The following is a 26,201-nucleotide window of genomic DNA, read 5'->3' as shown; positions in this document are numbered from 1 at the left end:
ACTTAAAACAAGAATATTCAGAAAATTTAATTAAATTTATTTTTTACAACTTTGAAATCACTGTAAAAATTGTAAAAACAGAAAAAAATTTTACACTTTTAGTGGAAAAGTAAGTATAATTAATAAAACGCTTGCAGGAGGACAGGATGGCGACTTATCGATATATTATAAGAGAGACAACGATGTTTATTCGTCCGCTGGTAGTGGGTCATAAACTGAAATCGGAGGTAAAGGAACTCGGTAAAGCCCCTATAGTGATTGACCAGAAGCCACTGACAATCATCGAACAGTCCTGTCATTTCTACAACACCACTTACACTGCACGCAAGGAGACGACCCGTATTATCGCTGATATCTGCCATAAGCCGCCGATTGTCATCAAACCCGAGACGTCTACTTATTTCTTTCCAAGCCATAGCGACAGAGTAGCTGAATGTTACTGGTTCAATCTCTCATTGATCAAGACATATGGTAAAGGCAAGTTCAACGACAGCAGGATTGAGTTTGATGATGCCAGCGTGGAAATTTTCCCGGTCAGTCATCATATCATCAACACACAATATCTCCATACGCTCAAGCTGGAATACTGTCTCCGTACGAAGTCGCTTAAGAACGATAAACTGAGCAGCGAAGTCGATTACAGGAAATCATCCATGAGTATCTACGAAGTGCTTGCGATGTATGCGCTCCTGGAATCTCAGGTGTAATTCTTCCATAAAAAAATTTACTAAAAGCCTTGTAAATAATACTGTAGTTGTTATAATAGTATTTGTCCTGAAAAATTAATCCACAGTAGCTCAGTGGTAGAGCTATCGGCTGTTAACCGATCGGTCGTAGGTTCGAGTCCTACCTGTGGAGCCATGGAGATGTACTCAAGTGGCTGAAGAGGCGCCCCTGCTAAGGGTGTAGGTCGGGTAACCGGCGCGAGAGTTCAAATCTCTCCATCTCCGCTATGTAAACCATCACGTATGTGATGGTTTTTTTATTTGTGTTTCAATGCGTAAATTTAACTGTTGACGACTTTACAGATTCTTTATATACTTAATAAGTCCTTTAAAAACAACGCAAGTTACGACATAGAGCGTATAACCATTTACACTTTTTTGATGTTGACTATCAAGCAGGGTAAATGATATATTAGCTGAGTAACATTTTTTATTAACGCGGGATGGAGCAGTCTGGTAGCTCGTCGGGCTCATAACCCGAAGGTCGGTGGTTCAAATCCGCCTCCCGCAACTAAGGTCCCGTGGTGTAGCGGTTAACATGCCTGCCTGTCACGCAGGAGATCGCCGGTTCGATCCCGGTCGGGACCGCCATGTATGGCTCAGTAGCTCAGTCGGTAGAGCAATGGATTGAAAATCCATGTGTCGGCGGTTCGATTCCGTCCTGAGCCACCATTTTTTGGCGATTGTGGCGAAGTGGTTAACGCACCGGATTGTGGTTCCGGCACTCGTGGGTTCGATTCCCATCAGTCGCCCTTAAGACGCGGGTGTAGTTTAATGGTAAAACCTCAGCCTTCCAAGCTGATGTCGTCGGTTCGATTCCGATCACCCGCTCCAATGTTGATCCACAGTAGCTCAGTGGTAGAGCTATCGGCTGTTAACCGATCGGTCGTAGGTTCGAGTCCTACCTGTGGAGCCAGGCCCCTTGGTCAAGCGGTTAAGACACCGCCCTTTCACGGCGGTAACACGGGTTCGAATCCCGTAGGGGTCATATATCAGAGGTGAAATATCGCTTCTGATTTTTTTATATTATGGAGGGTTGTCCGAGCTGGCCGAAGGAGCACGCCTGGAAAGTGTGTAAACGTCACAAGCGTTTCGAGGGTTCGAATCCCTTGCCCTCCGTTATTTGAAAGCTTTCATTGTCATGGAAGCTTTTTTTATTTTGGCGTAGTAATTAATTCAGGATTTAGCTATAATAAATGAAAATATATCACGGAGAATGGTGTCTGATATGAAGAAAAAGAAAATGACAATTCGTCAAGCGCTGCAGCAGATTGAATATCCTATCAACTATAAGAAGTTCTCAAAGACTTTCAAGAAGATCAAGAAAAGCGAGCGTCGATTCTTTATCAAGCTGCTGAAAGTATACTGCACTGAAATCAATACGCACGAGAAGGTTCATTATGCATCAGCCAGCAAGCTCAATCTGAATCAGCACGGTCTGATTATACTGCTGGACAACCGTCTGCTGCTTATTCATAGTAAGGAACGTGCGAAAGTCATTCATTTTGATCAGATCAAATTCAATATGATCAATGCCATTGATTTTGAGCGTGCGGATGATGATGAGTTCAATAATGAGGAGTATGGCTCTCTCTTCCTGAAAGTGGAGCGTAAGAATATGGGGGCTAAGAACTATAATATTCGTGGCATTCTCAAGAAGGATTTGCCTGAACTGACAGAATTCATTAAAATGAAGATGTCATCATAGTAGAGGAGGCATTTAAATGAGAAATGATAAAATGAATATCGATAAGTTAGTGCAGTATGCAGAACTGAAAGCCGGCCAGTTTGGTGTGGATTACCGTGAGCATCATGAGGAAGACGACGTAGCTGAAGTCGCACCTCGAAATATTTCAGCCCAGGGTACTTCAGTTATTCTTGATTATGATACGAAATCATATCGCATTGATCTGACTCAGTCAGGTCTCGCAGGTGAAGTGACAGCGGAAGATGCACAGATTGTCGCTGACCGTATGAACGAATTCTATCGTTACAGCTAAAAAAGTACCGAATCCTCACTGATTCGGTACTTTTTTTATATGCCGGTGATTGCTGAGAGATAGATGCCGATAGCAAGCAGAAAACCGAAGATTGTATTGAACTGTCCCGTTACTTTCATGGCAGGCATCAGCTCGAGCGGCTTATCCCCTCTGAAGAAGCGTCTGACCGCTTTGACCGGTAGATTGGCACTGAGCAGGACAATCAGCAGGAAAAGAGAACCGTAATCCTGCGTGAAGGTCACATAGAGAATGACGAGAAAGCTGATGAGATAGAGAATGCCCATCGTGATAATAGCGCTGTGCTTACCGACAAGAATGACAAATGTCTTACGTCCGCTCACTTTGTCCTTCACGCGGTCGCGGATATTGTTCGCCATATTGATCATCCCGATATTGATTGAGACCGGGATGCTCATAATGGCGGGATAGACACTTAGATGACCGGTATGGATATAGAAGGTGATCATGATGATGACGAATCCCATAAAGAGTCCTGCGAAAATCTCGCCGAATGGTGTCCACGAAATCGGTATAGGCCCACCTGTATAAAAATAGCCCACTGCCATACAGACGATACCGACAAGTAAGATCAACCACGATGACTGAGAACAGATATAAAGACCGAGAACAGCTGCGATGATATAGAAGGCCACTGCCAGATTGAAGACAGATTTCGGTGTCATGCCGTTACGGACAATGGCGCCGCCGATACCGACTGAAGTATGATCATCCAGCCCGCGCTTATAATCAAAATATTCATTGAACATATTGGTCGCCGCCTGAATCAATAGACATGCGATCAGCATGACAATCAGCAGATCGATACGAATATCGCCGAACACTTTAGCTGCTGCCGTACCGACAAGGACCGGTACAAATGAGGCAGTAAGTGTATGCGGCCGCATAAGGTGATAATATTTTTTAAAGCCTGTTTGTGTGGCAAGATGTTCTGACATTTTTAATCTCCTATTCCTGATTATCTGCTTAAATTCTATGCTTTATTGAAATCTTAGTCAATGGAGGAGCGGTAATCTGACGTAGTCTGATGAAAAATGGTAAAATGGTGGAGACTATAAGAATTGAAGGAAGCTGAACGTATGTCGAAGGAAAAAATACAAGTAATAGAACGGGCAGGATTACCTGAATCTCCCGCTGAACTGTTCGGAGCGGCCGCCCGTTATAAAGGTGAACGCTATTTCTATATGAATAAAGATAGAAGTGAATGGCTGATGGGCCTTGGACATGCTTTTGTCATTAAAGAAAAGAGACGTTCACCCGGACGAATCACTGAACAGTATCAGGCGCTTCTGGAGCGAGTCGAAGGACCGCACAGCGTCCGTTTGTTCGGAGGTTTTCAGTTTGATGACGGGGACAGTGCATTATTCAGTGATTTCGGCCACAGTCATTTCGTCTGGCCGAAGATCCAGGTCATCTGCAGAGGGCATGAACTGACGTATACTTATACGGATATGACCGAGGAAGAGATCATCGACTGGCGTCAGTCTGCGGAGACAGCAGCACCGAACATCACGGCTATAGACAATCTGGACGAAGAGAAGTTTCTGTCCAACGTCAGAACAGCAGTGGCAGCAATGAATAACCATCTGTTTGACAAGGTCGTGCTGTCACGGCAGAAGAAAGTCACGGCTGAGAATGAGATCGACAGCGCCTGGCTGCTTCAGAACGGGCTGAAGAATCATGAGAACAGTTACCTTGTTCTGATAGAGCAGAATGATAAGATCTTCGTCTCCCGTACACCGGAACAGCTGGTGAAGGTGGAGAATCAGGTTCTATCGACCAATGCGATTGCAGGTACCATGTCACGGAGTGTGGTGCATGCTGAGGAGAAGCTGCTGGGTGACGCAAAGAATCTCGGTGAGCACGCTATCGTAGTCAGAAGTATAGAAGCGGATATTGATGACTTCACCTCTGAGGTCAAGATGCCTGCTTCTCCGCAGATCATGGTCAATAATTTCTTCTATCATCTCTATACGCCGATAGAAGCAAGAATCAGTGAAGGTGATATACTGGCGGTCAGTCATGCCCTGCATCCAACGCCTGCTTTAGGCGGTTTTCCTAAAGAGAAAGCGGCTCGGTTTATCAAGGAAGTTGAAGGCGACCGGGGATTCTACGGCGCTCCTATAGGTTATATCACGCCTGACTTTGACGGTGAATTTATCGTCGCAATCCGCTCGATGCTCATTCACCGGGAGACAGCTGTCCTGTTCGCTGGCTGCGGCGTTGTGAAGGACAGTGTGCCGGAGTCTGAGCTCTTTGAGACAGAAATCAAATTCAAGCCGATGCTGCAGCTGTTAGGAGTGACACAATGAAAAATGAGGCATTAACGAAACAAGTTTTTCACCTGGTCAGAAGACTCTACGATTACGGTGTGAGGGAAGTAGTCATTGCACCAGGCTCACGCTCCACGCCGCTTGCCATGGCCTGCGAAGTCCATCCTGAACTGAAGACCTATGTCCATCCCGATGAGCGCGGGGCGGCGTTCTTTGCGCTGGGTCTGATCAAAGCGGGTGGTCGCCCGGTCGCTCTTATCTGCACGTCAGGGACGGCGGCCAGCAACTTTACGCCTGCTATATCAGAGGCATTCATCAGTCAGCTGCCGCTCGTCGTACTGACAGGCGACCGTCCGCATGAACTGAGAAATGTCGGCGCTCCGCAGGCCATCGACCAGGTGAGAATGTTTACGAACTTTGTGAAGTATGAGACAGACTTTCCGCTGGCGGACCTTTATGAGTCACCGCATGACTTGATTGAAGCGACGCTGCTGCAGGCGAGTCATTATTTTACAGGTGCGGACCGCGGGCCTGTTCATTTCAATGTGCCGTTCCGTGAACCACTTGTACCGGACCTGACGGCACTGGAACTGCTGACACCTGATCCAGTCGTGACGTTCAATATCACTGAAACGGTCGACCTGTCAGCACTGCAGCCCTTGTTTGAGCGTGGGAACGGTGTGATGGTTGTCGGAGACTGCCAGCATGAGCAGCTCGGTCCGGTACTGGACGTCGCAGAACAGTACCAGCTGCCTGTTATTGCGGACGTACTGAGCCACCTGAGACAGCATGACCATCCGCATATCATCAGAACGGCAGATACACTCTTCAAATGTCAGACGGCTATCACCGCCGACTTTATCATCCGGGTCGGTAAGCCGGTCGTCTCGAAGCAGCTGAACCAATGGCTGACCCGACAGACCTGCACACAGATTCTGGTCCAGGAGAAAAGTGAGCCCGATACATTTCCCTCCGTACCGGATTATCACTTCAATATGACACCGGATGCCTTCTTCAGTTCTATGCAGAATTTACCGGTCAGAGTCGAGTCCGGTCAGGTGGAACGCTTCCGTCAGTTCGACAGCTGTCTCGTTCAGGTGATTGATGACCACGTGAAGACAGTGAACGACGAAGGAACTGCCGTCGCAAAACTGCTCGAGCAGATTCCGGAGGACGAAGTCATCTTCTTCGGCAACAGTATGCCGATCCGTGATGGCGATACCTTTATGGTTCATAGCGGTGCACTCGCTTACTGTAACCGCGGCGCGAACGGCATTGATGGTGTTGTGTCGACCGCACTCGGCATGGCAGCGCACAAGACGGTCAATCTCTTTATCGGTGATATCTCGATGTTCCATGATATGAACGGACTGATCATGCATAAGCTGGAGCGGTTCAATATCCGCTTTATCGTCCTGAACAACGACGGCGGCGGTATCTTCAGCTATCTGCCGCAGAGAAAAGAGGCGGCATTGTTCGAACGGCTCTATGGTACACCGCTCGGTCTCGACTTCAGGCATGCGGCGGCCCTCTATGACCTGGATTATTCGACCAGTGATCATGAGAATATCACGCTGCCTGCCAGCATACATGCGCTGTACGAGGTGATCACGGACCGGGAAGAGAACTATCGGGCGCATCAGGACCTTATACAGAAAGCGCAGGCAGCACTCGATGCACTGTCACTGGACTAAGAACGGTCGTGATGATGTCCTTGTCATGCTCCATGGTTTTATGGGTGACAGCCGGGCATTCACGCGACTGACAGACGAAATGGATATACTACGCATCGATCTACCAGGACATGGCCAGGACGAGAGCGACATGGACACCGACTGGTCCTTCGACTGGCTTATCCAGCAGCTGGCCGTCATTATCACTGGCTTAAAGGGATCTTATCAGCATATCGCACTGTACGGTTACTCGATGGGCGGCCGTGTCGCACTTTATTATGCCCTTCATTACACGGTCGACGCACTGATTCTGGAGAGCGCTTCTCCAGGGCTTGAATCGGCGGAGGAACGTCAGGCGAGGCAGCAGGTCGATACTGAACGCGGTGACGCACTCGTCCAGGATTATGAAGCATTTGTTTCTCGCTGGGAACGTCTGCCGCTCTTCACACCGGCAGCACCTTTATCATCTGCTGCCGCTGAGTGTCAGCACCAGATGCGCTCAAGTCAGCGGCCGTCACGACTTGCCAAAGCATTACGGGATTACGGGACGGGCAGTCAGCCGAATCTCTGGCCGCGATTAAAAGAACTGGATGCGCCTGTCCTGCTGCTGACAGGTACACAGGACTATAAATTCAAGATGATCAATCAGCGGATGGCTCAGTCCATCAGACACAGCCGGCATATCGAAGTTTCAGCCGGCCATTCAATTCATGTGGAACATCCTGAAATATTTGATACAATAGTATTAGAATTCATTAAGGAGGCATATCATGTCTAGAGTCTGGGAAACAGTCAAAGAATATAAAGAGATAAAATACGAATATTTTGAAGGAATCGGTAAAATCACGATCAACCGTCCACATGTTCGTAATGCATTCACACCGAACACTGTAATGGAAATGATCGATGCTTTCTCTCGTGCACGTGACGATCAGCGTATCGGCGTGATCATCTTAACAGGTGAAGGCGATATGGCATTCTGTTCAGGTGGTGACCAGAAAGTCCGTGGCCACGGCGGTTATGTCGGTGATGATAACATTCCACGTTTAAATGTACTTGATTTACAACGTTTAATCCGTGTCATCCCTAAACCGGTCATCGCGATGGTCCGCGGTTATGCAATCGGCGGTGGACACGTCCTGCACGTTGTCTGTGACCTGACAATTGCTGCTGACAACGCGCGTTTCGGTCAGACGGGTCCTAAAGTCGGCTCATTCGATGCAGGTTACGGTTCAGGTTACCTGGCACGTATCGTCGGCCATAAAAAAGCGCGTGAAATCTGGTACTTATGCCGTCAGTATAACGCACAGGAAGCACTGGATATGGGCTTAGTCAACACAGTGGTGCCGCTCGCTGATATTGAAGATGAGACAGTGAAATGGTGTAAAGAGATTCTTCAGCACTCACCGACTGCACTGCGCTTCCTGAAAGCTGCGATGAACGCAGATACAGACGGCTTAGCAGGTCTGCAGCAGTTTGCGGGTGACGCGACGTTACTTTACTACACATCAGACGAAGCGAAAGAAGGCCGTGACGCGTTCAAAGAAAAACGCCAGCCGGATTTCGATCAGTTCCCTAAATTCCCATAAGAAAAAATACGCGTCTGCTTGATAAGCATACGCGTATTTTAAATCAAAGGAGAGAGGTCAGTGCAACATAATTTAGCCGTGCAGGCAGAGAAACGTCCACATGATATTGCCGTGAAATATAAAGACAGCACGCTGACCTTTGCCGAACTATATGACCGGGCGAGTGCCGTCAGAGACCAGCTGCTCGAGATGGAGCTGCCGCCGAGAATCGCAGTTCAGCCTGCTAATGAGCTGAAGTATGTGATTATCATTCATGGCCTGATACTTGCGCATATCGAGATGGTGATGGTGAATGCACATCTGACTGAGAGTGAAGTGAGCCGTCAGCTGAACTCGATCGGCGTCTCCCTCATCATCACGGAGAATCACTATACAGCTCTCAGCTGCATCATGCCGGAGACGCTGTTCACCGGAACAGCTGACAGAACGGCAATAACGACTTACAACCCGGAAGACATTCTTTCCATTATGTTCACCTCAGGAACGACCGGCGTGCAAAAAGCAGTGCCGCATACATTCGAAAATCACGTCGCAAGTGCCGAACGCTGCAAAGAGAGTTTCCCGTTTGACGAACAGACGAAGTGGCTGCTGGTGCTGCCGCTCTATCATATCTCAGGTCTCAGCGTCCTGGTAAGAAGTGTGATGGTAGGGTTCACCGTCATTCTGTTCGATAAGTTTGATCGAGAAGCTATTGTCAGAGCGATTGCAGAAGAAGGCGTGACGCATATCTCACTTGTACCGCAGACGCTTGAATGGCTGCTTGATGCGGGTCTCAAGCGTCACCAGCTGCAGGGTCTCTTGATCGGCGGGGCGAGACTGGATGCCCGTACACTTGAGGAATGTCAGAAGAGACAGCTGCCGGTCTATACGTCATTCGGTATGACCGAGACAACGTCCCAGTTCATCACAGCTTCACCTCTGGATATGGTCAACCATCCGAACTCAGTCGGACCCGTGACAGACGATATCAAGGTTGCAGCACCGCTGAACGGAGCGGGTGAAATCCTGGTACGGGGAGCTAATGTGATGAGCGGTTATCTCTATCCTGAAGAGGCGAACCGAAGTGCTTTCAGTGAGGATTTCTTTATGACAGGAGACGTCGGGATGATTAAGAACGGCTACCTCTACGTACTTGACCGTCGAAAAGACCTGATCATCTCAGGCGGTGAAAATATCTATCCGAGTGAGATCGAACAACTTATTCTCAGCATCCCGGACATCAGTGCGTGTTCAGTTGTCGGTCTGCCGGACGATAAATGGGGCGAAGTACCCGCTCTTGTCTACGAGAGTGACAGTGAGCTGGATGATAAAATTGACGAGACACTTAAGGTGATGGCGAAGTATAAACGCCCCGTACTTTATAAGCGTATAGCTGAACTGCAGCGGACTCGTAATGGTAAGATCTCACGACATCGCGTCAGGGAATGGCTGCTCGATGAAATTCAGTAATCTGAAGTTTTATACATTTACGGCTGACTTCAAGACACCTGTCAGAACAGTGAAGACAGAGATGATTGAGCGGAAAGTCCTTGTGGTGTCACTGGATGTCGACGGCAGCACCTTCTTCGCTGAGTCCAATGCCTTTGAGACAGACTGGTATCACTACGAGACGATAGAATCCGTGCATGAATCCGTGCAGCGGCTATTCGATAAGATTCAGTCAGCAGCATGGGAGGACTATGCCACTTTAGGCGCCGTACTTGCCCCGTACCGCAGCATGCCGCATGCGATGGCACTTTTTGATTATATCGGCTGGCAGAGTCTGAACAGGCGGGGTCCGGTCACAGTGCCGCTCGGATTTACACTACATCCCGGACAGGAAGTCGTGCCTCAGAACAGGGTCAAGCTCAAGTGGTCTGATGATATCGTGGCACGGGTAAAGGAAGTCAGAGAGCAGTATCCGGCTATCAGAATAGCGGTCGATGCGAACGGCAGTCTGACAGCACAGGACATACCTCTCCTTGAAGACTGCATGGAGTATGGAGTCGACTACTTTGAGGAGCCGTTCAGTGATTTCAAGCTGTACTCAGAGAATCGTCATCTGCCGCTCGCCATCGATGAATCGGCATCGAGCATCGATAACATCATCAAGTATTACGGAGCAGGGGTGAAGACTGTCATCGCTAAGTATGCACGACTCGGCGGCGGCTATCCTCTCTTGGCCATCAAAGAAGCGATACCGGACTTGCGAATCATTGCCGGCGGGATGTATGAATATGGTCTCAGCAAATACTTCACGGCGGCACTTGCGGGTGAATGCGGAACGATACCTGACGTAACGCCGCGCGGGACGTACTTTGAGGAAGATTATGCGAGTTACGATGAGAAGATCGTAGACGGCAAGCTCACGATGACATTCCCGGAAGTGGATATAAGCAGACTGCAAGAGCTGAATTAAAAGGAGAAAGCCTCAATCAATGAAAAGATTGAGGCTTTTTAGTGTTTATGTTCATGTTTCGGTGGCACGGGATCGAAGCCGCCTGAATGGAAGGGATGGCATTTTAGGATGCGGACAGTGGTCAGGTAGCTGCCTTTCAGTGCACCATGTGTTTCAATGGCTTCCATGCCGTACTGCGAGCATGTCGGATGGAATCTGCATGTCGGCGGTGTCATCGGCGATAGATAATTCCGGTAGAATCGGATGATTGAGAGTAAGATTGTTGTCATGTCAGGCTCCTTCAAATGGTATTGCATCTATTATAGTGCAGTTGAAGAGACTTTTCAGTTCTGATGCCTAGTTATGATAAACTAATAGAAAGACATAGAGTGAGGTAGCGTATGGAATTCAGAGATGTTGAAGGTAATAGAGTGATACTGAAGACAGACAAACCGGTTCATCATCATGTGCTGATCATCCCGTTTATTGCCGGGCAGTATCTGCTGACACAACACAAAGTCCGAGGTACGGAGTTCCCTGGCGGCAAGCGTGAACAAGGGGAGACGGCTTTTGAAGCGGCCGCTCGTGAACTGTTTGAAGAGACGGGTGCGACAGGTGATCTCGAGTACGTGACCAGCTATACAGTGATGACTGAGACGCCTTTCACAAAGGATGTATTCAAGGCAGAGATTACAGAAATCTCAGAGCAGTCACATTACCATGAGACAGCTGGGCCGGTGATTGTCGGTGAGCTGGATGAGGTGGAACAGAGTAAGCGAAGCAGGTTACTGCAGGATGACTGTATTCGCTATATCGTACGGGAGATGATTGAATGTGGCTCAGTAAAACACGGATAGCAGCGGATTATTTTGACCATGAGTTCTACGAGGTGACGTACAAGTCGGATGAGCTGGAAGTGAAGGCGATGCTCTTAGATACCCCTGACCCGAAGCGGATGGTCATCTATCTACGCGGCGGTAAAGGCGGCGTCGGCATGGTGAGACCGGTCAGACTGATGCAGTTTGCGAATGCAGATACGCTAGTTGTGGGACCTTATTACCGCGGTACAAATGGCAATGGTCATGATGAATTCGGCGGGGCTGACCTGGAAGATGTCCGTGCACTCGTACGGGAGCTGAGAGGACATTATGGTAAGCTGCCCATTCATCTAGTCGGCTTTTCACGGGGCGGTATTCAGGGACTCCTCACTTATCAGGATGTCGGTGCGGCTTCGTTTATCATATGGGGCGGCGTGAGTGATATTTATTATATGTACGAAGAACGAGCAGACTTACGCGGCATGCTGAAGCGGCTGATCGGCAAGCCGGGTGTGGACGATTCGGAATACGATAGAAGAAATGGCTATATGCATGTGACGGCTGACAGTCCGCCTGTGATGATCATTCATGGCACTGACGATGTGCAGGTAGGACTTCGGCATGCTGAGATACTTGAGAAACGTCTGCAAGAATTAGATGTACCCTATGAAGTCCATATATATGAGGGCGAAGGACATGTCTTCACGCCGCCGAAAGAGCGCGAGGTGCTTGAGAAGATTCAGCAGTGGATGAATCAGGTGGAAGCAAGGGAATTTAGATGATTGCCTCAAGTCGCACGTCAAGATGAGGCAATCCGTGCTTATCGCATACCAGAACGCCCCTGCCACTTGAGTGGCAGGGGCGTTCTCTCTATTATCCGCGGTATTTGAAGCCGCCTTTTGCTTCTAGTTCTGGTGCGTCGAACTGTTTGAAGTTTTCCTGGAACATCAAGGCTAATTGATGCGCTGTTTCGTCGTAGGCATCGTCTGATACCCATGTGTTACGTGGCATCAGGAGTTCTGCCGGTACGCCCGGTACTGATGTCGGGATGTTCAGACCGAAGACATCGTCCTGTACATATTCAACCTCTTCTAAAGCGCCGCTGATGGCACGGCGGACCATTGAGCGTGTGTATTTTAAGTTCATACGGCTGCCGACGCCGTATTCGCCGCCTGTCCAGCCAGTATTCACCAAGAATACTTTGACGCCGTGCTTGTCGATCAGTTCACCGAGCATGTTCGAATAGACTGTCGCATGCATCGGCAGAAATGGTGAGCCGAAGCATGTAGAGAAGACAGGCTGCGGGCTTGTGACGCCGCGTTCTGTTCCGGCGAGCTTTGAAGTGAAGCCGCTTAAGAAGTGATACATCGCCTGGTCTTTTGTCAGTTTAGAGATCGGAGGAAGTACACCGAATGCATCTGCTGTTAAGAAGATGATTGTTTTTGCATGTCCTGCGTATGACGGTAAGACGATGTTGTCGATATTTTCAATCGGATACGCTGCACGTGTGTTCTCTGTGAGTGATTTGTCAGAGTAATCAGGTGTACCGTCTTCTTCGATCTTGACGTTTTCCAGGATAGCACCGTAACGGATAGCATCATAGATCTGAGGTTCTTTCTCACGTGTTAAGTCAATCGTCTTAGCGTAGCAGCCGCCTTCGATATTAAAGACACCGTCATCGTTCCAGCCGTGCTCATCGTCACCGATCAGTTTACGCTGCGGGTCTGCTGATAATGTCGTTTTACCTGTGCCTGATAGGCCGAAGAATAACGCGACGTCCTTATTTTCACCTACGTTCGCTGAACAGTGCATGCTCATGATGCCTTGTACAGGTAAGTAGTAGTTCATCACACCGAAGATACCTTTTTTCATTTCACCGGCATATTCCGTACCACCGATCAGGATGATCTTATGTTTGAAGCTTGTGATGATGAATGTTTCTGATTTAGTGCCGTCCACAGCAGGGTCTGCTTTGAAGTGAGGGGCAGAGATGATGGTGAACTCAGGGTCAATCGCCAGTCCTTCTTCTTTCGTTTCTGGACGAATGAACATGGTATGCGCGAACATATTATGCCATGCAAGTTCATTGATCACACGTAGTTTCAACTGTGATGCTTTGCTGGCACCGGCATAACCATTGAAGACATAGACTTTCTCTTTATCATTCAAGTAGTTCAGCACTTTATCTGTTAATTTTAAGAAGACTTCCTCTTCAATCGGCTGGTTGATCTTACCCCAGTCAATTCTGTCTGCGGTGTCTGCCTCACGGACGATGAAGCGGTCTTGAGGTGAACGACCTGTGTATTTGCCTGTTTCAGTACGGACTGCCCCTGATTCAGTCAACTCCCCTTCGCCGTTGTTAAGAATTTCACTGATCAGCTGAGTACGAGATAACTGCTTCAGTGTCGAAGGTTTTTCTAACAGCTGATCGACTTGCTCCGTGTAATTTTCACTCATGAAATAATCCCCCATTTAATGATGATTGATGCTTGTGTAAGCATTTTCACTAACTAGTATAGCACAATGAAAATAAGATGCCATCACACATATATAATGTTAGAAAATTCATAAAAATTTTTCTTATCATATTTAAGTTCAACATGTTGACGTCTTACATAAAGTTTAGTATTATCTTACTTGCGGATTCTCTTATCCAGAGTGGTGGAGGGACATGGACCCTTTGAAGCCCAGCAACCTTTTAAGTAAGGTGCCAAACCGTTTGCAGATGTGATTCTGAACGATAAGAGTGAATGGACTTGGTTTAACGAGCCTTTCTCTCTTAATTGCAGGGAAAGGCTTTTTTCTATGGATTGAACCGTAATTTCATATCAATAAAGGAGAATAAACAATGGCAGATCGTAAATTATTTACCTCTGAATCAGTAACAGAAGGGCATCCGGATAAGATTGCAGACCAGATCTCTGACGCAATTTTAGACGCAATTCTTACAGGAGACCCGAAAGCACGTGTTGCCTGTGAGACATCTGTCACAACAGGGATGGCGTTAATCGCCGGGGAGATCACGACTTCTACTTATGTGGATATCCCTAAAGTAGTTCGTGAGACGGTTAAGGAAATCGGCTATACACGTGCGAAATTCGGTTATGACTATCAGACTATGGCAGTCTTAACAGCAATTGACGAGCAGTCACCTGATATCGCGCAAGGTGTTGACCGTGCGCTTGAGGACCGTGAAGACTTATCAGATTCTGATATCGAATCAATCGGTGCAGGGGACCAGGGACTGATGTTCGGTTATGCTTGTAACGAAACTGAAAGCCTTATGCCGCTGCCGATCTCACTTGCACATGAGCTTGCACGTCGTCTGACTGAAGTTCGTAAAAATGGTACACTTGACTACTTACGCCCTGATGGTAAAACGCAGGTGACGATTGAGTATGATGAGAATAATATTCCTAAACGTGTCGACACAATTGTTATCTCATCTCAGCACCACGAGAAAATTGAACTCGAGCAGATTCAGGCTGACATCAAAGAACATGTCATTAAACCGGTCGTACCTGAAATTCTGATTGACGACGAAACAAAATACTTCATCAACCCGACAGGCCGCTTCGTAATCGGCGGACCTCAAGGTGATGCAGGCTTAACAGGTCGTAAGATCATCGTTGACACTTACGGCGGCTACGCACGCCACGGTGGTGGTGCGTTCTCGGGTAAAGATGCGACAAAAGTTGACCGTTCAGGCGCTTATGCAGCACGTTACGTGGCGAAAAACATCGTAGCAGCGGGTCTTGCTGATAAAGCAGAAGTACAGCTTGCCTACGCAATCGGTGTGGCGCACCCGGTATCCATCTCAGTTGATACGTTCGGTACCAGCGACTACACAGAAGTAGAACTTGTGGAAGCAGTCCGTAACACATTCGACTTACGTCCAGCAGGTATCATCAAGATGCTTGACCTGCGTCGTCCGATCTACAAACAGACAGCGGCATACGGTCACTTCGGTCGTACAGACGTCCAGCTGCCTTGGGAACAGGTTGATAAAGCAGACGCCCTCAAAGCGGCACTTAATAAATAAAGAACAAGACAGAGAGCTTCTGCTCCCTGTCTTATTTTGTTTCATCAGAAAAATCAAGCCCGGTCAAAACACCTGGCACAGATCATAGCTCAAATCAAAAAGGAGGACCCGCCTCTTTTTTATTCTTCTTCAGTGGAATCATCCTCTGTATTTTCCTGTGCCTCTTCTGCTGAATCTTCGATTGATTCGCTTTCAGTGTTATTCTGAACTTCTTCGGCTGATTTCGGCTCATCATGTTCTGAGTGATCACAAGCACCCAGGAGTAAAGTAGAAGCGAATGCACCTGTTAATAAACACTTTTTATATTGAGTCATATTATGCTCCTTTTTATTCCTGTTCGTCAGCTGCATCTTCTACTGATTCTGCTGAATCTTCTATTGAATCATTTTCAGTGTTATCTTCGACTTCTTCAGCTGAATCTTCAGTCTGCTCTGCGTTCTCTTCTGCTGCATTATCGCATGCACCCAGTAATAATACGGAAGCGAATGCACCTGTTAATAAGAATTTCTTGAAGTTTGTCATATAATTGACTCCTTTCATTCAATTCCTCGGAATGAGGTTAAAATACTTATTCCCTGGACGTGTAAAAGTAAACTTAAAAGCTTGTCAATCATTATTAAGAAGGTATTACAGAACAAAATTTATAAAATTTACTGAAGTTCCGTCTAAACTTCTTTATAATATGGATAAGACACTTAAGAAGGAGAATACATATGGATTTTTCACAACTCACACCACTTCATTACGGCTTGATTGCCTTAACTGCACTGGCACTGCTGTTTCTCATTCTCTGGCTGCTGTCAGCTTCTAAGCGCAGACGCGAACAGGAAGAGCTGCTTGCGCGCCATGAGTCGGACCGTCAGTCATTGACGACAACGCTGGAAGAGAAGGCGGAGCAGGAACGGCGCGCACAGGCTGAACAGTTCTCCAAGGAACGTCAGGCCCTGAATAATGAGATTGCAGACCGTTCCACACAGATTGACAGTCTGAAGCTATTGTCAAAAGACGGCGGGGAATACCTGACTGACTTCACGCTGATTCAGCTGAAAGACCGCTTAGTCCGCAATGAACGCATCCGTCCGGAGGATATGCATGTGTTAGCGAACATCTTCCTGCCAGGCCGTGACCTGAAACGCACGGAACGTCTCGCGCATTTGGTGATGACACGGACAGGTGTCTATCTGCTTGAATCACATTACTGGAAAGGGCATATCTACCACGGTGTGGATCAGACCCAGTTCTCAGTTGACCCGATGTTTGAACATGTCTTCAGCCTGCTGGCGCTCGATCAGTATATCGAACAGACGATTGCAATGGAACGTGATGAAGAACGCGATATTGTCTACTTCAGATCACTGAAGCATAATATTGAGGATCTGAAACGTCGTGCGGAGCTCCTGCAGGAGAAACTGCACCTGCAGTATCCAGTGACACCGATCATGTACTTCAACAAAGAAGGTCATGATGCCGGCACAATGGATAACTACTCACGTGATAAGAACGTCAAAGTGATCGTCGGAGAAGAAGAACTTGAAACATTCTTCGAGAAATACGTGTTCCATGGCCGCTTCCAGTATTCAGTGGAAGAGCTGGCGACAATGCTGGATGAAATTGAACATTTAAATCCATAAGAAGAGGAAGGTCATGAGGACCTTCCTTTTTTTAATGACCTTATTGGAATCATATATAACGTCAGAAAGGGTATAATTGAATTATCTAACAGAAGGAGTGATGAGAAATGGAACAGCAAGTCACATTTCATAATGGTAATACAATGCCGAAAGTCGGTTTAGGGACTTTCAGATGTCCTGAGGGAGAAGAACTTGTACAGGCGGTCAAACATGCAATTGTCTCAGGATACAGAAGCATCGATACAGCGCGTATCTATGACAACGAGCAGTCAGTCGGTGAAGGGATTCGTCAGGGGATAGAAGCGGCAGGCATCGACCGCAGTGAGTTATTCATTACGACTAAACTCTGGCTGGACGATTTCGGCTATGACTCAGCACTTGAAGCATACCAGGCATCGCTTGACAGACTTGGACTTGACTATGTGGATTTATATCTGCTGCACTGGCCAGGACAGGACGAACAGTTATATCTTGATAGCTGGCAGGCTTTAGAGAAGTTATACAATGACGGCAAAGTCCGCAATATCGGGGTCAGTAACTTCGCTATCCAGCACTTCGAGCGTCTGCTGCAGGTGGCATCGGTCAAGCCGGTCATCAACCAGGTGGAATTCACACCTTACCTGAATCAGAAAGAACTGCGTGACTATATGGCAGATAAATTCATTATCGCAGAATCATGGTCACCTCTGATGAACGGTGAAATCCTGACGAACGAAGTCGTGATGAACATCGCAGAGAAACATGGCAAGTCACCGGCACAGATCATCGTCCGCTGGAACATCGAGAATGATGTCGTGATCATTCCGAAATCAGTGACGCCAAGCCGTATTGAAGAAAATCTGGACGTCTATGACTTCGAACTCACACAAGAGGACCACTACGAACTCGACCAGCTGAACGAAGACCGCCGCGTCGGCCCGGACCCGGCTGAATATAACGGACACTAAATTTGGAAGGGGAAGTCATGGCAGACAATCCGGACTGATTTCTGAGAAGACTTTCGTCAAGGAAACCCGGTTAGCGTGACGCTCGATTCCAGCGATACAAATCAAAAGCGAGATAGCCTGATGGATATCTCGCTTTTGATTTATTTATTGCCGTCGACAGGCGGTTCCTGCTTGATGCTGTCCTGACCATCCTGCACGACATTTTCAGGTGCTTGCTTCGTCAGCTTGAAACCCTCCTGATACTCAATACCTTCTGTCTTGATATGTTCATCAAGTTCACGTAATGTCTGTTCTTTGCGATCTTCAGTCATTTTACTCATCCTTTCAGCTTATTTGTATTCTCTACCCCTTATCGCTGACTTCTAGACGCAGTATCACGTGACAAATGATATTCTGTTTGCAATCATATCAATTAAGTATTAGCATTAAAGGGAAAAGCATAATAGAAAGTAAAATAAAGGGATAAGGGGTAGGGTTAATGTTATTCTGTGAGTTAACAGCGGAGGAATTCGAGCAACATGTAAATGAAAATTTCAGTCACTATACGCAATCACGTGTTCACTATAACTATAAGAGAAGTCATCACGAACCTGTCTACTTATTAGGGGTGAAAGAGAATGGCAGAGTCATTGCCTCCTGCTTGCTGACAAGTGCACGGGCATTCAAAATGTTCAATTACTTCTATTCGCATCGTGGTCCTGTCATGGATTATGATAATCGGGCGCTCGTAGATTTCTTCTTCACAGAGCTGTCGCGTTATCTGAGAAAAAGAAAAGGTCTGTTTGTCTTAGTCGATCCGCATATCATCGTCAATTACCGTAATCATGAGGGCGAGGTCATTCAATCAAATAATCTCGAGCCTTTGATCGCTCAGATGGACCGTCTGGGCTATCATCATAAAGGTTTCACGGTCGGTTATTCTATGTCTTCACAGGCGAGATGGCTGTCAGTACTGCATATAGACGGCAAAACTGAGGACCAGCTGCTGAAGGAAATGGAGTATAAGACCCGCAGAAACATCAAGAAGACAGAAGAGATGGGCGTTAAAGTGAGAGATCTTTCTATTGAAGAGACCGACAAGTTCTTCAGATTATTTCAGATGGCTGAAGATAAACATGGCTTCACTTTCAGAGATTACGATTATTTCGTGAGAATGCAGAAGACTTACGGTGATCAGTGCAGACTCGTACTCAGCTACATTGACCTGAACGATTACATCGGAAGGTTGGAAGAAGAGCATCGAGTAAAGGCTGCGGAACTTCAGGCGTCCAGGGATAAACTGGCTGAGAACCCGGATTACCGAAAACTGAAGAACAAGACACAGGAGCTGGAAAAAGCGGTAAGTTCAGTTCAGAAGAAGATTGACGACGCTAAGCAGCTGAAAGAGACAGACGGCGAAATTCTGGAACTTGCGAGCGCACTTTATATCCATAATGAACATGAGCTTTACTATTTATCAAGCGGCTCCAACCCGAAGTATAACCAGTTTATGGGTCCCTACAATATGATGTGGGAAATGATCAAATATGCGAAATCCTTAAATCTGAAGACTTATAATTTTTACGGCGTGAGTGGTGTGTTCACGGAAGATGCAGAAGATTACGGGGTCCTTAAATTTAAAAAAGGCTTCAACGCGGTAGTTGAGGAATATGTAGGAGATTTTGAAAAACCGCTGCGTCCGTTGTTCTATAGACTTTATAAAATGAAAAAATAATAAAAACGCAGATAAACAAATTGTTTATCTGCGTTTGTCTTGTGCAAATTCTTCAGTGTTCATCTGACTTTCTTCAGTTTAGCAGTCGCTGACTTCGTCAAGGAAACTCATCTTGCATGACGTTCCCGTACCGATGACACGGCCTGGTTCAGTCTTTTCACAAATAAGTCCTCCTGATTAATAACTACTTAATCATAAAGCAAAAGCACTCTGAAATTAAGGCATATGAGAAAAAACAAATAAACTTTACAAAATCAACATACCCGTCAGAAAAGCGAGTATCGGCAGGACGATGGACAGCGCGATATAGAGCAGCGACATCCGTTTATCCTGACTGAACAACGTCACACTCTCAAGTGCGAATGTCGAAAAAGTCGTGAAGCCGCCCATCATGCCGGTGCCGAAGAAGAGGAGGCCTGATTCAAGATGACTGAAGACGCCGAGTAAGAACGAGCCTGCCATGTTGATCAGAAGCGTCATCCATGGAAACTTACCGTTGAACTGACTTAAGAAGACCCGCACGCAGGCACCGATCATCGCACCCAATCCCACCATCAGCATAAGCGTTCACCTGCCTGGATACCCATGTAGCTAAGCATAAGCCCGACTATCATCGTCCCGGCAATATAGGAGACGCCGACCACCGGACTCGTCTCAAGCAGATGGATGCTGTCCATGCTGAACGTCGAGAAAGTCGTGAAGCTGCCGACAAGACCCGATGTCAGACCTGCCTTCAGGTCAGCATTCTTAAAACTGACCGTAGATAAGAAACCCAGCACGAAAGCACCGATCAGATTGACTGCGAATGTCCCGATGAATGACAGATCGCCTGTCATCAAACTGACGCTATAGCGCAGGATCCCACCGATAAATGCAAACAGACAGACAGATAAATACTTCATCCTAGAACCTCCATATAAAAAAGACTGTACCGCTGTACAATCCTAAAGAATACCGAATAAACGCATACCTGAAATCAGATGATAGATAATAACGGCCAGGATGACGAACTGCCACAGTCTGGCTGCACTATAAAACTCACCATCCCGATCGTTCATCGAGCGGTCGAGCATCAGCACGCTGATGATCAAGAGAACAGCATTGACAAGACCTGAGAACAGAATAATAGAAGTCACAGAACCGAACATCTGACTGAGCAGCGGATTCCGCACACTGAGCAGCATGCTGAGAACAACAAGGATAACTGAGATAAAGAAATAGCGACGTGATTGATTCATGAAATCCTCCAGAGTCATAGTATAAAGCTATTCTATCACACAGCATCTTACTTGTATTTGTATTTGCTAACCGATATAGTGAGATTGAATATCACTCACTTAGGAGGAAACAAATGATGAAAGACTTAAACGTAGAAGTATTTGCTGATGGTGCAGATATCGAACAGATGAAATCAGCTTATAACAATAAAGAAGTGGACGGCTTCACGACGAACCCTTCACTGATGGCGAAAGCCGGCATCAAGGACTACAAGCAGTTCGCTGAAGATGCGGTTAAAGCGATACCGGACGCATCGATCTCATTCGAAGTATTCGCAGATGATATGGATACGATGCGTAAAGAAGCAGAAATTCTGATGAACTACGGCAAGAATGTCTTCGTCAAGATTCCGGTAGTGAATACTAAAGGCGAATCACTTATCCCGCTTATCAAGGAACTATCAGCTGAAAACGTTCAGTTGAACGTGACAGCTGTGTATACAATTGAACAAGTGAAAGAAATCGTGGACGCAGTGAAAGAAGGCGTGCCGACTTACGTATCCGTATTCGCAGGACGTATCGCTGACACAGGTGTTGACCCGATGCCGCTGATGAGAGAAGCAGTGGACGTGTGCCACAGCAAAGAAGGCGTGAAGTTATTATGGGCCAGCTGCCGTGAACTCTACAACGTGATTCAGGCAGACGAAATCGGCTGTGATATCATCACATGCCCGGGCGACGTCGTGAAGAAGCTGCCGAACATCGGACGCGACATCAACGAATTATCAGTAAACACAGTCAAGGGCTTCGCTAAAGATATCCAATCAAGTGGACTTGCTATTCTGTAATTCAATAAAATTTTGGACTTCCTCAGAAATGAGGAATTTTTTTTGAAAAAATTTAATTTTCTGATTATGAAGTATTGCATATTGTTTATGAGTGCGTTATATTAATGACAGTAATGGAAAAAAGGGGAAGGGGGAGTCTTGTGGCATCAAAGATCGGGGACAAAGTTCTCGGCAGAAGAAAAGAACTTAAAATGACACAAGCCGATCTTGCCAAAAATATCTGTACACAAAGTCAGGTCAGTAGAATCGAGAAAAATGAAATTATGCCCAGCTCGGACACACTCTATCAGATAGCATGTCGTCTGAACGTCAGCATGGATTATTTCTTTGGCGTCGAACCTGTCAACCATACGATACGAGGCAAGAAAATATGTGAGGATTATCTGGAATCCAAGGAATTCGAAACACTGGAAGTCTTTGTGGACGCCCAGCTCCAGACCGTTCTGACGGAATATGAACACCGCTACCTGACATGGGTCAAGGCAGTCTGTTCAGGATACACGAAACCAGACCTCAGAATTGCAATCAAAACATTGGAAGCCCTACTTGAAAATCCGATTAAACATCAGGATTATGAGCTGGAGGCGAGTATTCATAGTTCACTTTCTATCTTCTATAGAAAATCAAGAGAATCTGAAAAAGCAGAGCAGCAAATTCGTAAAGCAAGACATATTATTAATGAGAATCACTTGTTTAACGAAACTGCAGCGAAGATTTATTATCAGTATGCAACCTTTCTTATGACAGAAGAAAAGTATGAAGACTGTTTAGATCTTTCAAACGAAGGAATTGATATCTGCATTAAACACAACATTCTATTCTTGCTGGATAATCTAATTTATCTTGCTTGTGGTTCTAAGCAGGAGTTAGATATGATTTCTCAGAAAGACCATGAATTATGTTGTGTCGGATATGGTCTTGCAAAAATGAAAAATAATACTGTTTTAATTGATTTATATGAACAGGAATTAAAAGAATATCAATTAACATAAATGGAGGAAAATCATGAAGAAAAATTTTACTAAAGCTATTTTAACTTTCTCAACACTTGCAATGCTTCTAGGTTTTGGTGGAGTATCTTATAATGGTGGAGAACCATTACATGCAATTAAGGTTGATATAGACGTTCACTAATTAATTTATTGCCCCAACCGGACTCTTTAACGAGGGTCCGGTTTTTTTTATTCTCTTTTTTGGGTATGATAGGAAGGACTCAATTTTGGGAGGATTACTTTGGCGACTAAAAGAACTTCGATTCAAAAGCTTGAAATGCGTAATAAACTGATTTTGACGGGGATTCTTCTGCTCATCGGTTTTGCGATTTATCTGCTGTTTCAGATGTCGGAAGCTGCTAAGGATGAGAAGCTGAAAGATCAGTCGGTTACTGTCAGCTATACATATAAAGAAGCGTTGAATCGTCAGTTGAACGCGGATGCGGTTGCGTCTGATGGCAGGCAGTGGCATGAGGCCTCGCAGGCTGAGATTGAACGTTATCTGAGACCGGAGCCGTTCTATCATCATTCGGAGCAGAAATATCAGTTCCTGAATCTGCGGAAATCACAGGGGATCAGTGCGAAGAAACTGAACGAGATATTGAAGGGCAAGGGGATACTGGAAGGTCAGGGTGTCGCTTTCCATAGAGCAGCTGGAGAATCTGATATCAATGAGATCTATCTGATCAGCCATGCGTTCCTTGAAACGGGTAAAGGACGCAGTCAGCTTGCTAAAGGCGTCAAAGTCAATGATAAAGGACAGCTGGATCCGAAAGGAAAGACTTACTACAACTTCTTCGGTGTTGGTGCCTTTGATGCGGATGCATTAGGTGAGGGGGCCAGGTTCGCTCAGCAGCACAAGTGGGATAGCCCTGAGAAAGCGATCCGCGGAGGCGCTGCGTTTATAGCGAAGGAGTATCTGTTGCGTAAAAATCAATATACATTATATACGATGCGCTTCAATCCGGCGAATCCTGGTAAGCATCAGTATGCGACTGATGTCAGATGGGCCCATCATAATGCAAGAACCATGGCAAAGTATTACAAGCAGATGGGGATTGAAGGAAAGTTCTATACCCGTCATCATTATAAGAAGTAGGGCACAGGTTATTCTGTGCTTTTTTTGTTTGGTTGAAAGAAGTCATATAAATCCTCTTTATACGACGGAAGCCATAGCTTTACTAAGGTGAAATATTTGATTATGTGGTTAATTTATCCATAAGTGTTATAATAATATTAAAAGTCAGAGGAGAGATGAGATGAAGAACTGTAATAATTGCGGCCATCATTTCACAGTACAGGATAAATTCAAAATGACCTGGCGCCCGAACTTCAATCATAAGATTTATTGTCCAAATTGTGGTAAGACTTATTACTTTTCAAGTAAAAGAATGGGCCTCACATATGGACTTCTGTTGATGCTGGAATTCTTCTTAATGTTGACTGCCAACCTATTCGATTATGGGATGGCTGAATTTTTTATTGTTCTCCTGCTGATACTTGGCTTAATTGTATTTTTAATGCCACTGACTATGAAAATGGTAGAAGAACCCGATGGTCTCCTCGACCGGCAGTTCAGAGAGATGGAAAAGAACACTAAGAAATAAGGATGAAGGGGCTGAGGAACTTACCACTCGGTCACTTTTTATATGTCCATTTTTAAGGAAACTTTAAGGTAAATGGAAATTTCAGTGTGATAAGATAGTAATAAGGAGGTTGAAGATGACAATTAAAGAAGCCTATCTCAATTTCTGGCGTAAAGCCTTTGTGATGAAAGGGCGAGCGAGACGGAAGGAATACTGGATTCCACATTTAATCAACGCAACCATCGGTCTTATAATCAGAATCATATTTGATATCATTGATGGTCAGCAGAGCTACTTACCTGATACGGAAGAATGGCTGTTATCAGACACGGCTTCAGTTGTATGGCTGTTTATCATACTGATACCGTCATTTACCGTTGCGGCGAGAAGACTGCAGGATATCAACATCAACGGCTGGTGGGCGATCCTGCCGAACTTTGGCTGGCTGCTCCTTATTTTAGGTATTTTACTCTTTATTCTGTTAGCGGACAAAACCGGACTGCTTGAGAATCACAACGGGGATGAGCTAACGATTGTTGCTACATTTGGCAGTATTCTCAATGTGCTGAATGCTATCGTCTTCTTCATTTTATTTGTGCTGGACAGCAATCCAAGACCGAACAAGTACGGAGAAGACCCGAAGCAAGACGAACGTTACTATTATAGAGGAGGCATTTAACATGACATTTATGGAAGCATACAAACGATTCTGGAAGAAAGCATTTGTGATGAAAGGACGTGCAAGGAGGAAGGAATACTGGGCGCCTGTACTGTTCAATGTCTTGATCGCATTCGCCATTGCCATCGTCTTCTCTTTCGTAGACAGTGCAATGGGCTACAAGTCAGATGTATTCACAGCAGACCCTGCAGCAGTACCGGATCTCATGAAACCTTCAGACATTGCAAGCTACATCTGGTCACTCATCATCCTGATTCCAAGTTTCACGGTATTGGCGAGAAGACTGCAGGACATCAACATCAATGGCTGGTGGGCACTTGTATCGCATCTGGGTGGAACTATTATCGCTTTAGGGATCATTATAGCGCTGGTTTTTTCACTTGCGTCAGGGGATTTTGGAACGCTCGGTATGATTCTTATACTTGGCTTATTAGCTCTTGCACTGATTTGGATCATTTTCTTTGTCTTCACTGTTCTGGATGGCAATCCAAGACCGAATAAATATGGTGACGACCCGAAGAGGGATGAGCGTTACTACTACCATGATACTTACTAAGCCTGATTATGATCTATATCTATCAGCTGCTTTTGAATTACCACTTGCACTCTCTGAATACGGCGATCATATGAAGGACTGGAACATGATAACCGATATCCTTTCCAGACGGACTGGGTAGTGAAAGTCCTGCGTCACAACAAGTAAAGAGACAATCAAAGTCCATGAACTGACTGAAATTAGAATGGATTCGATGCTTGGCAAGAGGACGCAAATATCTACTATAACTTATAAAACCGGCTGCTCTTCATGAGCGGCCGGTTTATTTGTTATGGCGGTTATATTCGCGTTTATAGGCATCAAGATTCTCTTTGTCATTGAAGTACAGGAAAGCGGCAAGACCAATCGGTATACCTAGGACAGGGGTCGTGAATATACTGGCGATCAACATGTACGATCCGACGTAGACAATATCGTTTGTTCTCCAATGCTTTTCTTTCAGGTAGTCAATAATCATCTGGATATTCAATGGATTCATCTCCTTTTATTTATGATATAGAGAACTATACCCGGATA

Annotated in this window: 32 protein-coding genes, 10 tRNA genes and 1 riboswitch; of the genes, 32 read left to right on the top strand and 10 right to left on the bottom strand. The window is 46.0% G+C overall.

Going from position 1 to position 26,201, the window contains the following annotated elements:
* Positions 1–146: 146 nt before the first annotated feature.
* From ERX40_RS05605 to ERX40_RS05545, 13 genes are all read left to right on the top strand, one after another.
* Entirely contained in the window at positions 147–707 is a 561-nt protein-coding gene (locus ERX40_RS05605) for a competence protein ComK (RefSeq protein WP_133417500.1), read from the top strand.
* Between the two features lie 79 nt (positions 708–786).
* A tRNA-Asn gene (locus ERX40_RS05600) sits at positions 787–861 on the top strand.
* Position 862: 1 nt separating this feature from the next.
* A tRNA-Ser gene (locus ERX40_RS05595) sits at positions 863–950 on the top strand.
* 212 nt (positions 951–1,162) lie between these two features.
* Positions 1,163–1,236, top strand: a tRNA-Met gene (locus ERX40_RS05590).
* A 4-nt stretch (positions 1,237–1,240) separates the two neighbouring features.
* A tRNA-Asp gene (locus ERX40_RS05585) sits at positions 1,241–1,316 on the top strand.
* Positions 1,317–1,321: 5 nt separating this feature from the next.
* A tRNA-Phe gene (locus ERX40_RS05580) sits at positions 1,322–1,397 on the top strand.
* A gap of 7 nt (positions 1,398–1,404) precedes the next feature.
* Positions 1,405–1,477, top strand: a tRNA-His gene (locus ERX40_RS05575).
* 8 nt (positions 1,478–1,485) lie between these two features.
* Positions 1,486–1,559 (top strand) — tRNA-Gly (locus tag ERX40_RS05570).
* A gap of 7 nt (positions 1,560–1,566) precedes the next feature.
* Positions 1,567–1,641 (top strand) — tRNA-Asn (locus ERX40_RS05565).
* A tRNA-Glu gene (locus ERX40_RS05560) sits at positions 1,642–1,713 on the top strand.
* Between the two features lie 42 nt (positions 1,714–1,755).
* Positions 1,756–1,844, top strand: a tRNA-Ser gene (locus tag ERX40_RS05555).
* A 124-nt stretch (positions 1,845–1,968) separates the two neighbouring features.
* Positions 1,969–2,433: a PH domain-containing protein gene (locus tag ERX40_RS05550; RefSeq protein WP_165980673.1), complete on the top strand. Its 465-nt coding sequence runs from the start codon at positions 1,969–1,971 to the stop codon at positions 2,431–2,433.
* A 16-nt stretch (positions 2,434–2,449) separates the two neighbouring features.
* Entirely contained in the window at positions 2,450–2,725 is a 276-nt protein-coding gene (locus tag ERX40_RS05545) for a hypothetical protein (RefSeq protein WP_133417498.1), read from the top strand.
* 35 nt (positions 2,726–2,760) lie between these two features.
* Here ERX40_RS05545 and ERX40_RS05540 read toward each other — a convergent pair whose 3' ends face one another.
* Entirely contained in the window at positions 2,761–3,681 is a 921-nt protein-coding gene (locus tag ERX40_RS05540) for a 1,4-dihydroxy-2-naphthoate polyprenyltransferase (protein WP_133417497.1), read from the bottom strand.
* Between the two features lie 141 nt (positions 3,682–3,822).
* On the opposite strand from ERX40_RS05540, the gene ERX40_RS05535 reads away from it, so the two are divergent.
* From ERX40_RS05535 to ERX40_RS05510, 6 genes are read left to right on the top strand one after another with little or no spacing between them, the layout of a single operon-like run.
* Positions 3,823–5,055, top strand: a complete 1,233-nt coding sequence (locus ERX40_RS05535) for an isochorismate synthase (RefSeq protein ID WP_133417496.1) — start codon at positions 3,823–3,825, stop codon at positions 5,053–5,055.
* Entirely contained in the window at positions 5,052–6,710 is a 1,659-nt protein-coding gene (gene menD, locus ERX40_RS05530) for a 2-succinyl-5-enolpyruvyl-6-hydroxy-3-cyclohexene-1-carboxylic-acid synthase (RefSeq protein WP_133417495.1), read from the top strand. Before ERX40_RS05535 ends, menD begins: the two co-directional genes overlap by 4 nt.
* Positions 6,691–7,467, top strand: a complete 777-nt coding sequence (gene menH, locus ERX40_RS05525; protein ID WP_133417494.1) for a 2-succinyl-6-hydroxy-2,4-cyclohexadiene-1-carboxylate synthase — start codon at positions 6,691–6,693, stop codon at positions 7,465–7,467. The genes menD and menH overlap by 20 nt, the downstream gene beginning before the upstream one ends.
* Positions 7,457–8,278, top strand: coding sequence for a 1,4-dihydroxy-2-naphthoyl-CoA synthase (menB, locus tag ERX40_RS05520; protein WP_208001662.1), 822 nt, complete (start codon positions 7,457–7,459; stop codon positions 8,276–8,278). The genes menH and menB overlap by 11 nt, the downstream gene beginning before the upstream one ends.
* 60 nt (positions 8,279–8,338) lie before the next feature.
* Entirely contained in the window at positions 8,339–9,727 is a 1,389-nt protein-coding gene (gene menE / locus ERX40_RS05515) for an o-succinylbenzoate--CoA ligase (RefSeq protein WP_165980672.1), read from the top strand.
* Positions 9,714–10,676: an enolase C-terminal domain-like protein gene (locus ERX40_RS05510; protein WP_165980671.1), complete on the top strand. Its 963-nt coding sequence runs from the start codon at positions 9,714–9,716 to the stop codon at positions 10,674–10,676. Before menE ends, ERX40_RS05510 begins: the two co-directional genes overlap by 14 nt.
* 38 nt (positions 10,677–10,714) lie before the next feature.
* Here the strand turns inward: ERX40_RS05510 and yidD are convergent, their stop codons facing one another.
* On the bottom strand, positions 10,715–10,945 hold the full coding sequence (gene yidD / locus ERX40_RS05505) for a membrane protein insertion efficiency factor YidD (protein ID WP_133417490.1): 231 nt from the start codon (positions 10,943–10,945) through the stop codon (positions 10,715–10,717).
* Positions 10,946–11,056: 111 nt separating this feature from the next.
* Here yidD and ERX40_RS05500 point away from each other — a divergent pair, with 111 nt between their 5' ends.
* Together ERX40_RS05500 and ERX40_RS05495 are read left to right on the top strand one after the other, a co-directional pair.
* Complete coding sequence (locus ERX40_RS05500) at positions 11,057–11,512, top strand: NUDIX domain-containing protein (protein WP_133417489.1); 456 nt, start codon at positions 11,057–11,059, stop codon at positions 11,510–11,512.
* Positions 11,488–12,255, top strand: coding sequence for an alpha/beta hydrolase family protein (locus tag ERX40_RS05495; RefSeq protein ID WP_133417488.1), 768 nt, complete (start codon positions 11,488–11,490; stop codon positions 12,253–12,255). Before ERX40_RS05500 ends, ERX40_RS05495 begins: the two co-directional genes overlap by 25 nt.
* Before the next feature lie 91 nt (positions 12,256–12,346).
* On the opposite strand, the gene pckA is transcribed toward ERX40_RS05495, so the two are convergent.
* Positions 12,347–13,930: a phosphoenolpyruvate carboxykinase (ATP) gene (gene pckA / locus ERX40_RS05490; RefSeq protein WP_133417487.1), complete on the bottom strand. Its 1,584-nt coding sequence runs from the start codon at positions 13,928–13,930 to the stop codon at positions 12,347–12,349.
* 189 nt (positions 13,931–14,119) lie between these two features.
* A riboswitch (SAM riboswitch) is annotated at positions 14,120–14,220 on the top strand.
* Between the two features lie 101 nt (positions 14,221–14,321).
* Between pckA and metK the strand changes: the two genes are divergently transcribed.
* The gene (gene metK / locus ERX40_RS05485) at positions 14,322–15,515 is read left to right on the top strand and encodes a methionine adenosyltransferase (protein ID WP_133417486.1); all 1,194 of its coding nucleotides are present in this window, start codon (positions 14,322–14,324) and stop codon (positions 15,513–15,515) included.
* 119 nt (positions 15,516–15,634) lie between these two features.
* On the opposite strand, the gene ERX40_RS05480 is transcribed toward metK, so the two are convergent.
* On the bottom strand, positions 15,635–15,829 hold the full coding sequence (locus ERX40_RS05480) for a hypothetical protein (protein ID WP_133417485.1): 195 nt from the start codon (positions 15,827–15,829) through the stop codon (positions 15,635–15,637).
* Between the two features lie 13 nt (positions 15,830–15,842).
* Entirely contained in the window at positions 15,843–16,037 is a 195-nt protein-coding gene (locus ERX40_RS05475; protein ID WP_133417484.1) for a hypothetical protein, read from the bottom strand.
* Positions 16,038–16,228: 191 nt separating this feature from the next.
* Between ERX40_RS05475 and ERX40_RS05470 the strand changes: the two genes are divergently transcribed.
* Positions 16,229–17,146, top strand: a complete 918-nt coding sequence (locus ERX40_RS05470) for a nuclease-related domain-containing protein (RefSeq protein WP_133417483.1) — start codon at positions 16,229–16,231, stop codon at positions 17,144–17,146.
* Between the two features lie 107 nt (positions 17,147–17,253).
* The gene (locus ERX40_RS05465; protein WP_133417482.1) at positions 17,254–18,093 is read left to right on the top strand and encodes an aldo/keto reductase; all 840 of its coding nucleotides are present in this window, start codon (positions 17,254–17,256) and stop codon (positions 18,091–18,093) included.
* A gap of 140 nt (positions 18,094–18,233) precedes the next feature.
* Here ERX40_RS05465 and ERX40_RS11230 read toward each other — a convergent pair whose 3' ends face one another.
* Complete coding sequence (locus ERX40_RS11230) at positions 18,234–18,404, bottom strand: hypothetical protein (protein WP_165980670.1); 171 nt, start codon at positions 18,402–18,404, stop codon at positions 18,234–18,236.
* A gap of 167 nt (positions 18,405–18,571) precedes the next feature.
* Between ERX40_RS11230 and ERX40_RS05460 the strand changes: the two genes are divergently transcribed.
* Positions 18,572–19,807, top strand: coding sequence for an aminoacyltransferase (locus ERX40_RS05460; protein WP_133417481.1), 1,236 nt, complete (start codon positions 18,572–18,574; stop codon positions 19,805–19,807).
* 246 nt (positions 19,808–20,053) lie between these two features.
* Here the strand turns inward: ERX40_RS05460 and ERX40_RS05455 are convergent, their stop codons facing one another.
* The 3 genes from ERX40_RS05455 to ERX40_RS05445 are packed head-to-tail and all read right to left on the bottom strand — an operon-like array spanning position 20,054 to position 21,045.
* Positions 20,054–20,368 carry a fluoride efflux transporter FluC gene (locus ERX40_RS05455; protein WP_133417480.1) on the bottom strand — a complete coding sequence of 105 codons (315 nt, stop codon included), beginning with the start codon at positions 20,366–20,368 and terminating at the stop codon, positions 20,054–20,056.
* On the bottom strand, positions 20,362–20,709 hold the full coding sequence (locus ERX40_RS05450; RefSeq protein ID WP_133417479.1) for a fluoride efflux transporter FluC: 348 nt from the start codon (positions 20,707–20,709) through the stop codon (positions 20,362–20,364). The genes ERX40_RS05455 and ERX40_RS05450 overlap by 7 nt, the downstream gene beginning before the upstream one ends.
* Before the next feature lie 42 nt (positions 20,710–20,751).
* Positions 20,752–21,045, bottom strand: coding sequence for a hypothetical protein (locus tag ERX40_RS05445; RefSeq protein ID WP_133417478.1), 294 nt, complete (start codon positions 21,043–21,045; stop codon positions 20,752–20,754).
* Between the two features lie 116 nt (positions 21,046–21,161).
* Here ERX40_RS05445 and ERX40_RS05440 point away from each other — a divergent pair, with 116 nt between their 5' ends.
* The 7 genes from ERX40_RS05440 to ERX40_RS05415 all read left to right on the top strand — a co-directional run bounded on the left by ERX40_RS05440 (position 21,162) and on the right by ERX40_RS05415 (position 25,685).
* Positions 21,162–21,872, top strand: a complete 711-nt coding sequence (locus tag ERX40_RS05440) for a transaldolase (RefSeq protein ID WP_133417607.1) — start codon at positions 21,162–21,164, stop codon at positions 21,870–21,872.
* Positions 21,873–22,012: 140 nt separating this feature from the next.
* Positions 22,013–22,864, top strand: a complete 852-nt coding sequence (locus ERX40_RS05435) for a helix-turn-helix domain-containing protein (protein WP_165980669.1) — start codon at positions 22,013–22,015, stop codon at positions 22,862–22,864.
* 13 nt (positions 22,865–22,877) lie between these two features.
* Positions 22,878–23,006, top strand: a complete 129-nt coding sequence (locus ERX40_RS11565; RefSeq protein WP_279488145.1) for a hypothetical protein — start codon at positions 22,878–22,880, stop codon at positions 23,004–23,006.
* A gap of 99 nt (positions 23,007–23,105) precedes the next feature.
* The gene (locus ERX40_RS05430; protein WP_133417476.1) at positions 23,106–23,963 is read left to right on the top strand and encodes an N-acetylglucosaminidase; all 858 of its coding nucleotides are present in this window, start codon (positions 23,106–23,108) and stop codon (positions 23,961–23,963) included.
* 160 nt (positions 23,964–24,123) lie between these two features.
* On the top strand, positions 24,124–24,471 hold the full coding sequence (locus ERX40_RS05425; RefSeq protein WP_133417475.1) for a TIGR04104 family putative zinc finger protein: 348 nt from the start codon (positions 24,124–24,126) through the stop codon (positions 24,469–24,471).
* Positions 24,472–24,586: 115 nt separating this feature from the next.
* Positions 24,587–25,129, top strand: a complete 543-nt coding sequence (locus ERX40_RS05420) for a DUF805 domain-containing protein (protein ID WP_133417474.1) — start codon at positions 24,587–24,589, stop codon at positions 25,127–25,129.
* Between the two features lies 1 nt (position 25,130).
* On the top strand, positions 25,131–25,685 hold the full coding sequence (locus ERX40_RS05415) for a DUF805 domain-containing protein (protein WP_165980668.1): 555 nt from the start codon (positions 25,131–25,133) through the stop codon (positions 25,683–25,685).
* Between the two features lie 262 nt (positions 25,686–25,947).
* On the opposite strand, the gene ERX40_RS05410 is transcribed toward ERX40_RS05415, so the two are convergent.
* Complete coding sequence (locus ERX40_RS05410; RefSeq protein WP_133417472.1) at positions 25,948–26,154, bottom strand: VraH family peptide resistance protein; 207 nt, start codon at positions 26,152–26,154, stop codon at positions 25,948–25,950.
* Between the last annotated feature and the right edge of the window lie 47 nt (positions 26,155–26,201).

The organism is Macrococcus carouselicus, from assembly GCF_004359515.1.
Lineage (GTDB): Bacteria > Bacillota > Bacilli > Staphylococcales > Staphylococcaceae > Macrococcus > Macrococcus carouselicus.
The sequence above is the reverse complement of the archived record's forward strand: the minus strand, read 5'-3'. Positions and strand labels throughout refer to the sequence as shown.

Bases quoted from the DNA above. Each gene is read 5' to 3' on its own strand.
- ERX40_RS05605 (WP_133417500.1), top strand. From the start codon at position 147: ATGGCGACTTATCGATATATTATAAGAGAGACAACGATGTTTATTCGT.
- ERX40_RS05550 (WP_165980673.1), top strand. From the start codon at position 1,969: ATGACAATTCGTCAAGCGCTGCAGCAGATTGAATATCCTATCAACTAT.
- ERX40_RS05545 (WP_133417498.1), top strand. From the start codon at position 2,450: ATGAGAAATGATAAAATGAATATCGATAAGTTAGTGCAGTATGCAGAA.
- ERX40_RS05540 (WP_133417497.1), bottom strand. From the start codon at position 3,681: ATGTCAGAACATCTTGCCACACAAACAGGCTTTAAAAAATATTATCAC.
- ERX40_RS05535 (WP_133417496.1), top strand. From the start codon at position 3,823: ATGTCGAAGGAAAAAATACAAGTAATAGAACGGGCAGGATTACCTGAA.
- menD (WP_133417495.1), top strand. From the start codon at position 5,052: ATGAAAAATGAGGCATTAACGAAACAAGTTTTTCACCTGGTCAGAAGA.
- menH (WP_133417494.1), top strand. From the start codon at position 6,691: ATGCACTGTCACTGGACTAAGAACGGTCGTGATGATGTCCTTGTCATG.
- ERX40_RS05510 (WP_165980671.1), top strand. From the start codon at position 9,714: ATGAAATTCAGTAATCTGAAGTTTTATACATTTACGGCTGACTTCAAG.
- yidD (WP_133417490.1), bottom strand. From the start codon at position 10,945: ATGACAACAATCTTACTCTCAATCATCCGATTCTACCGGAATTATCTA.
- ERX40_RS05500 (WP_133417489.1), top strand. From the start codon at position 11,057: ATGGAATTCAGAGATGTTGAAGGTAATAGAGTGATACTGAAGACAGAC.
- ERX40_RS05495 (WP_133417488.1), top strand. From the start codon at position 11,488: ATGTGGCTCAGTAAAACACGGATAGCAGCGGATTATTTTGACCATGAG.
- pckA (WP_133417487.1), bottom strand. From the start codon at position 13,930: ATGAGTGAAAATTACACGGAGCAAGTCGATCAGCTGTTAGAAAAACCT.
- metK (WP_133417486.1), top strand. From the start codon at position 14,322: ATGGCAGATCGTAAATTATTTACCTCTGAATCAGTAACAGAAGGGCAT.
- ERX40_RS05480 (WP_133417485.1), bottom strand. From the start codon at position 15,829: ATGACTCAATATAAAAAGTGTTTATTAACAGGTGCATTCGCTTCTACT.
- ERX40_RS05475 (WP_133417484.1), bottom strand. From the start codon at position 16,037: ATGACAAACTTCAAGAAATTCTTATTAACAGGTGCATTCGCTTCCGTA.
- ERX40_RS05470 (WP_133417483.1), top strand. From the start codon at position 16,229: ATGGATTTTTCACAACTCACACCACTTCATTACGGCTTGATTGCCTTA.
- ERX40_RS05465 (WP_133417482.1), top strand. From the start codon at position 17,254: ATGGAACAGCAAGTCACATTTCATAATGGTAATACAATGCCGAAAGTC.
- ERX40_RS11230 (WP_165980670.1), bottom strand. From the start codon at position 18,404: ATGACTGAAGATCGCAAAGAACAGACATTACGTGAACTTGATGAACAT.
- ERX40_RS05460 (WP_133417481.1), top strand. From the start codon at position 18,572: ATGTTATTCTGTGAGTTAACAGCGGAGGAATTCGAGCAACATGTAAAT.
- ERX40_RS05455 (WP_133417480.1), bottom strand. From the start codon at position 20,368: ATGCTGATGGTGGGATTGGGTGCGATGATCGGTGCCTGCGTGCGGGTC.
- ERX40_RS05450 (WP_133417479.1), bottom strand. From the start codon at position 20,709: ATGAAGTATTTATCTGTCTGTCTGTTTGCATTTATCGGTGGGATCCTG.
- ERX40_RS05445 (WP_133417478.1), bottom strand. From the start codon at position 21,045: ATGAATCAATCACGTCGCTATTTCTTTATCTCAGTTATCCTTGTTGTT.
- ERX40_RS05440 (WP_133417607.1), top strand. From the start codon at position 21,162: ATGAAAGACTTAAACGTAGAAGTATTTGCTGATGGTGCAGATATCGAA.
- ERX40_RS11565 (WP_279488145.1), top strand. From the start codon at position 22,878: ATGAAGAAAAATTTTACTAAAGCTATTTTAACTTTCTCAACACTTGCA.
- ERX40_RS05425 (WP_133417475.1), top strand. From the start codon at position 24,124: ATGAAGAACTGTAATAATTGCGGCCATCATTTCACAGTACAGGATAAA.
- ERX40_RS05420 (WP_133417474.1), top strand. From the start codon at position 24,587: ATGACAATTAAAGAAGCCTATCTCAATTTCTGGCGTAAAGCCTTTGTG.
- ERX40_RS05415 (WP_165980668.1), top strand. From the start codon at position 25,131: ATGACATTTATGGAAGCATACAAACGATTCTGGAAGAAAGCATTTGTG.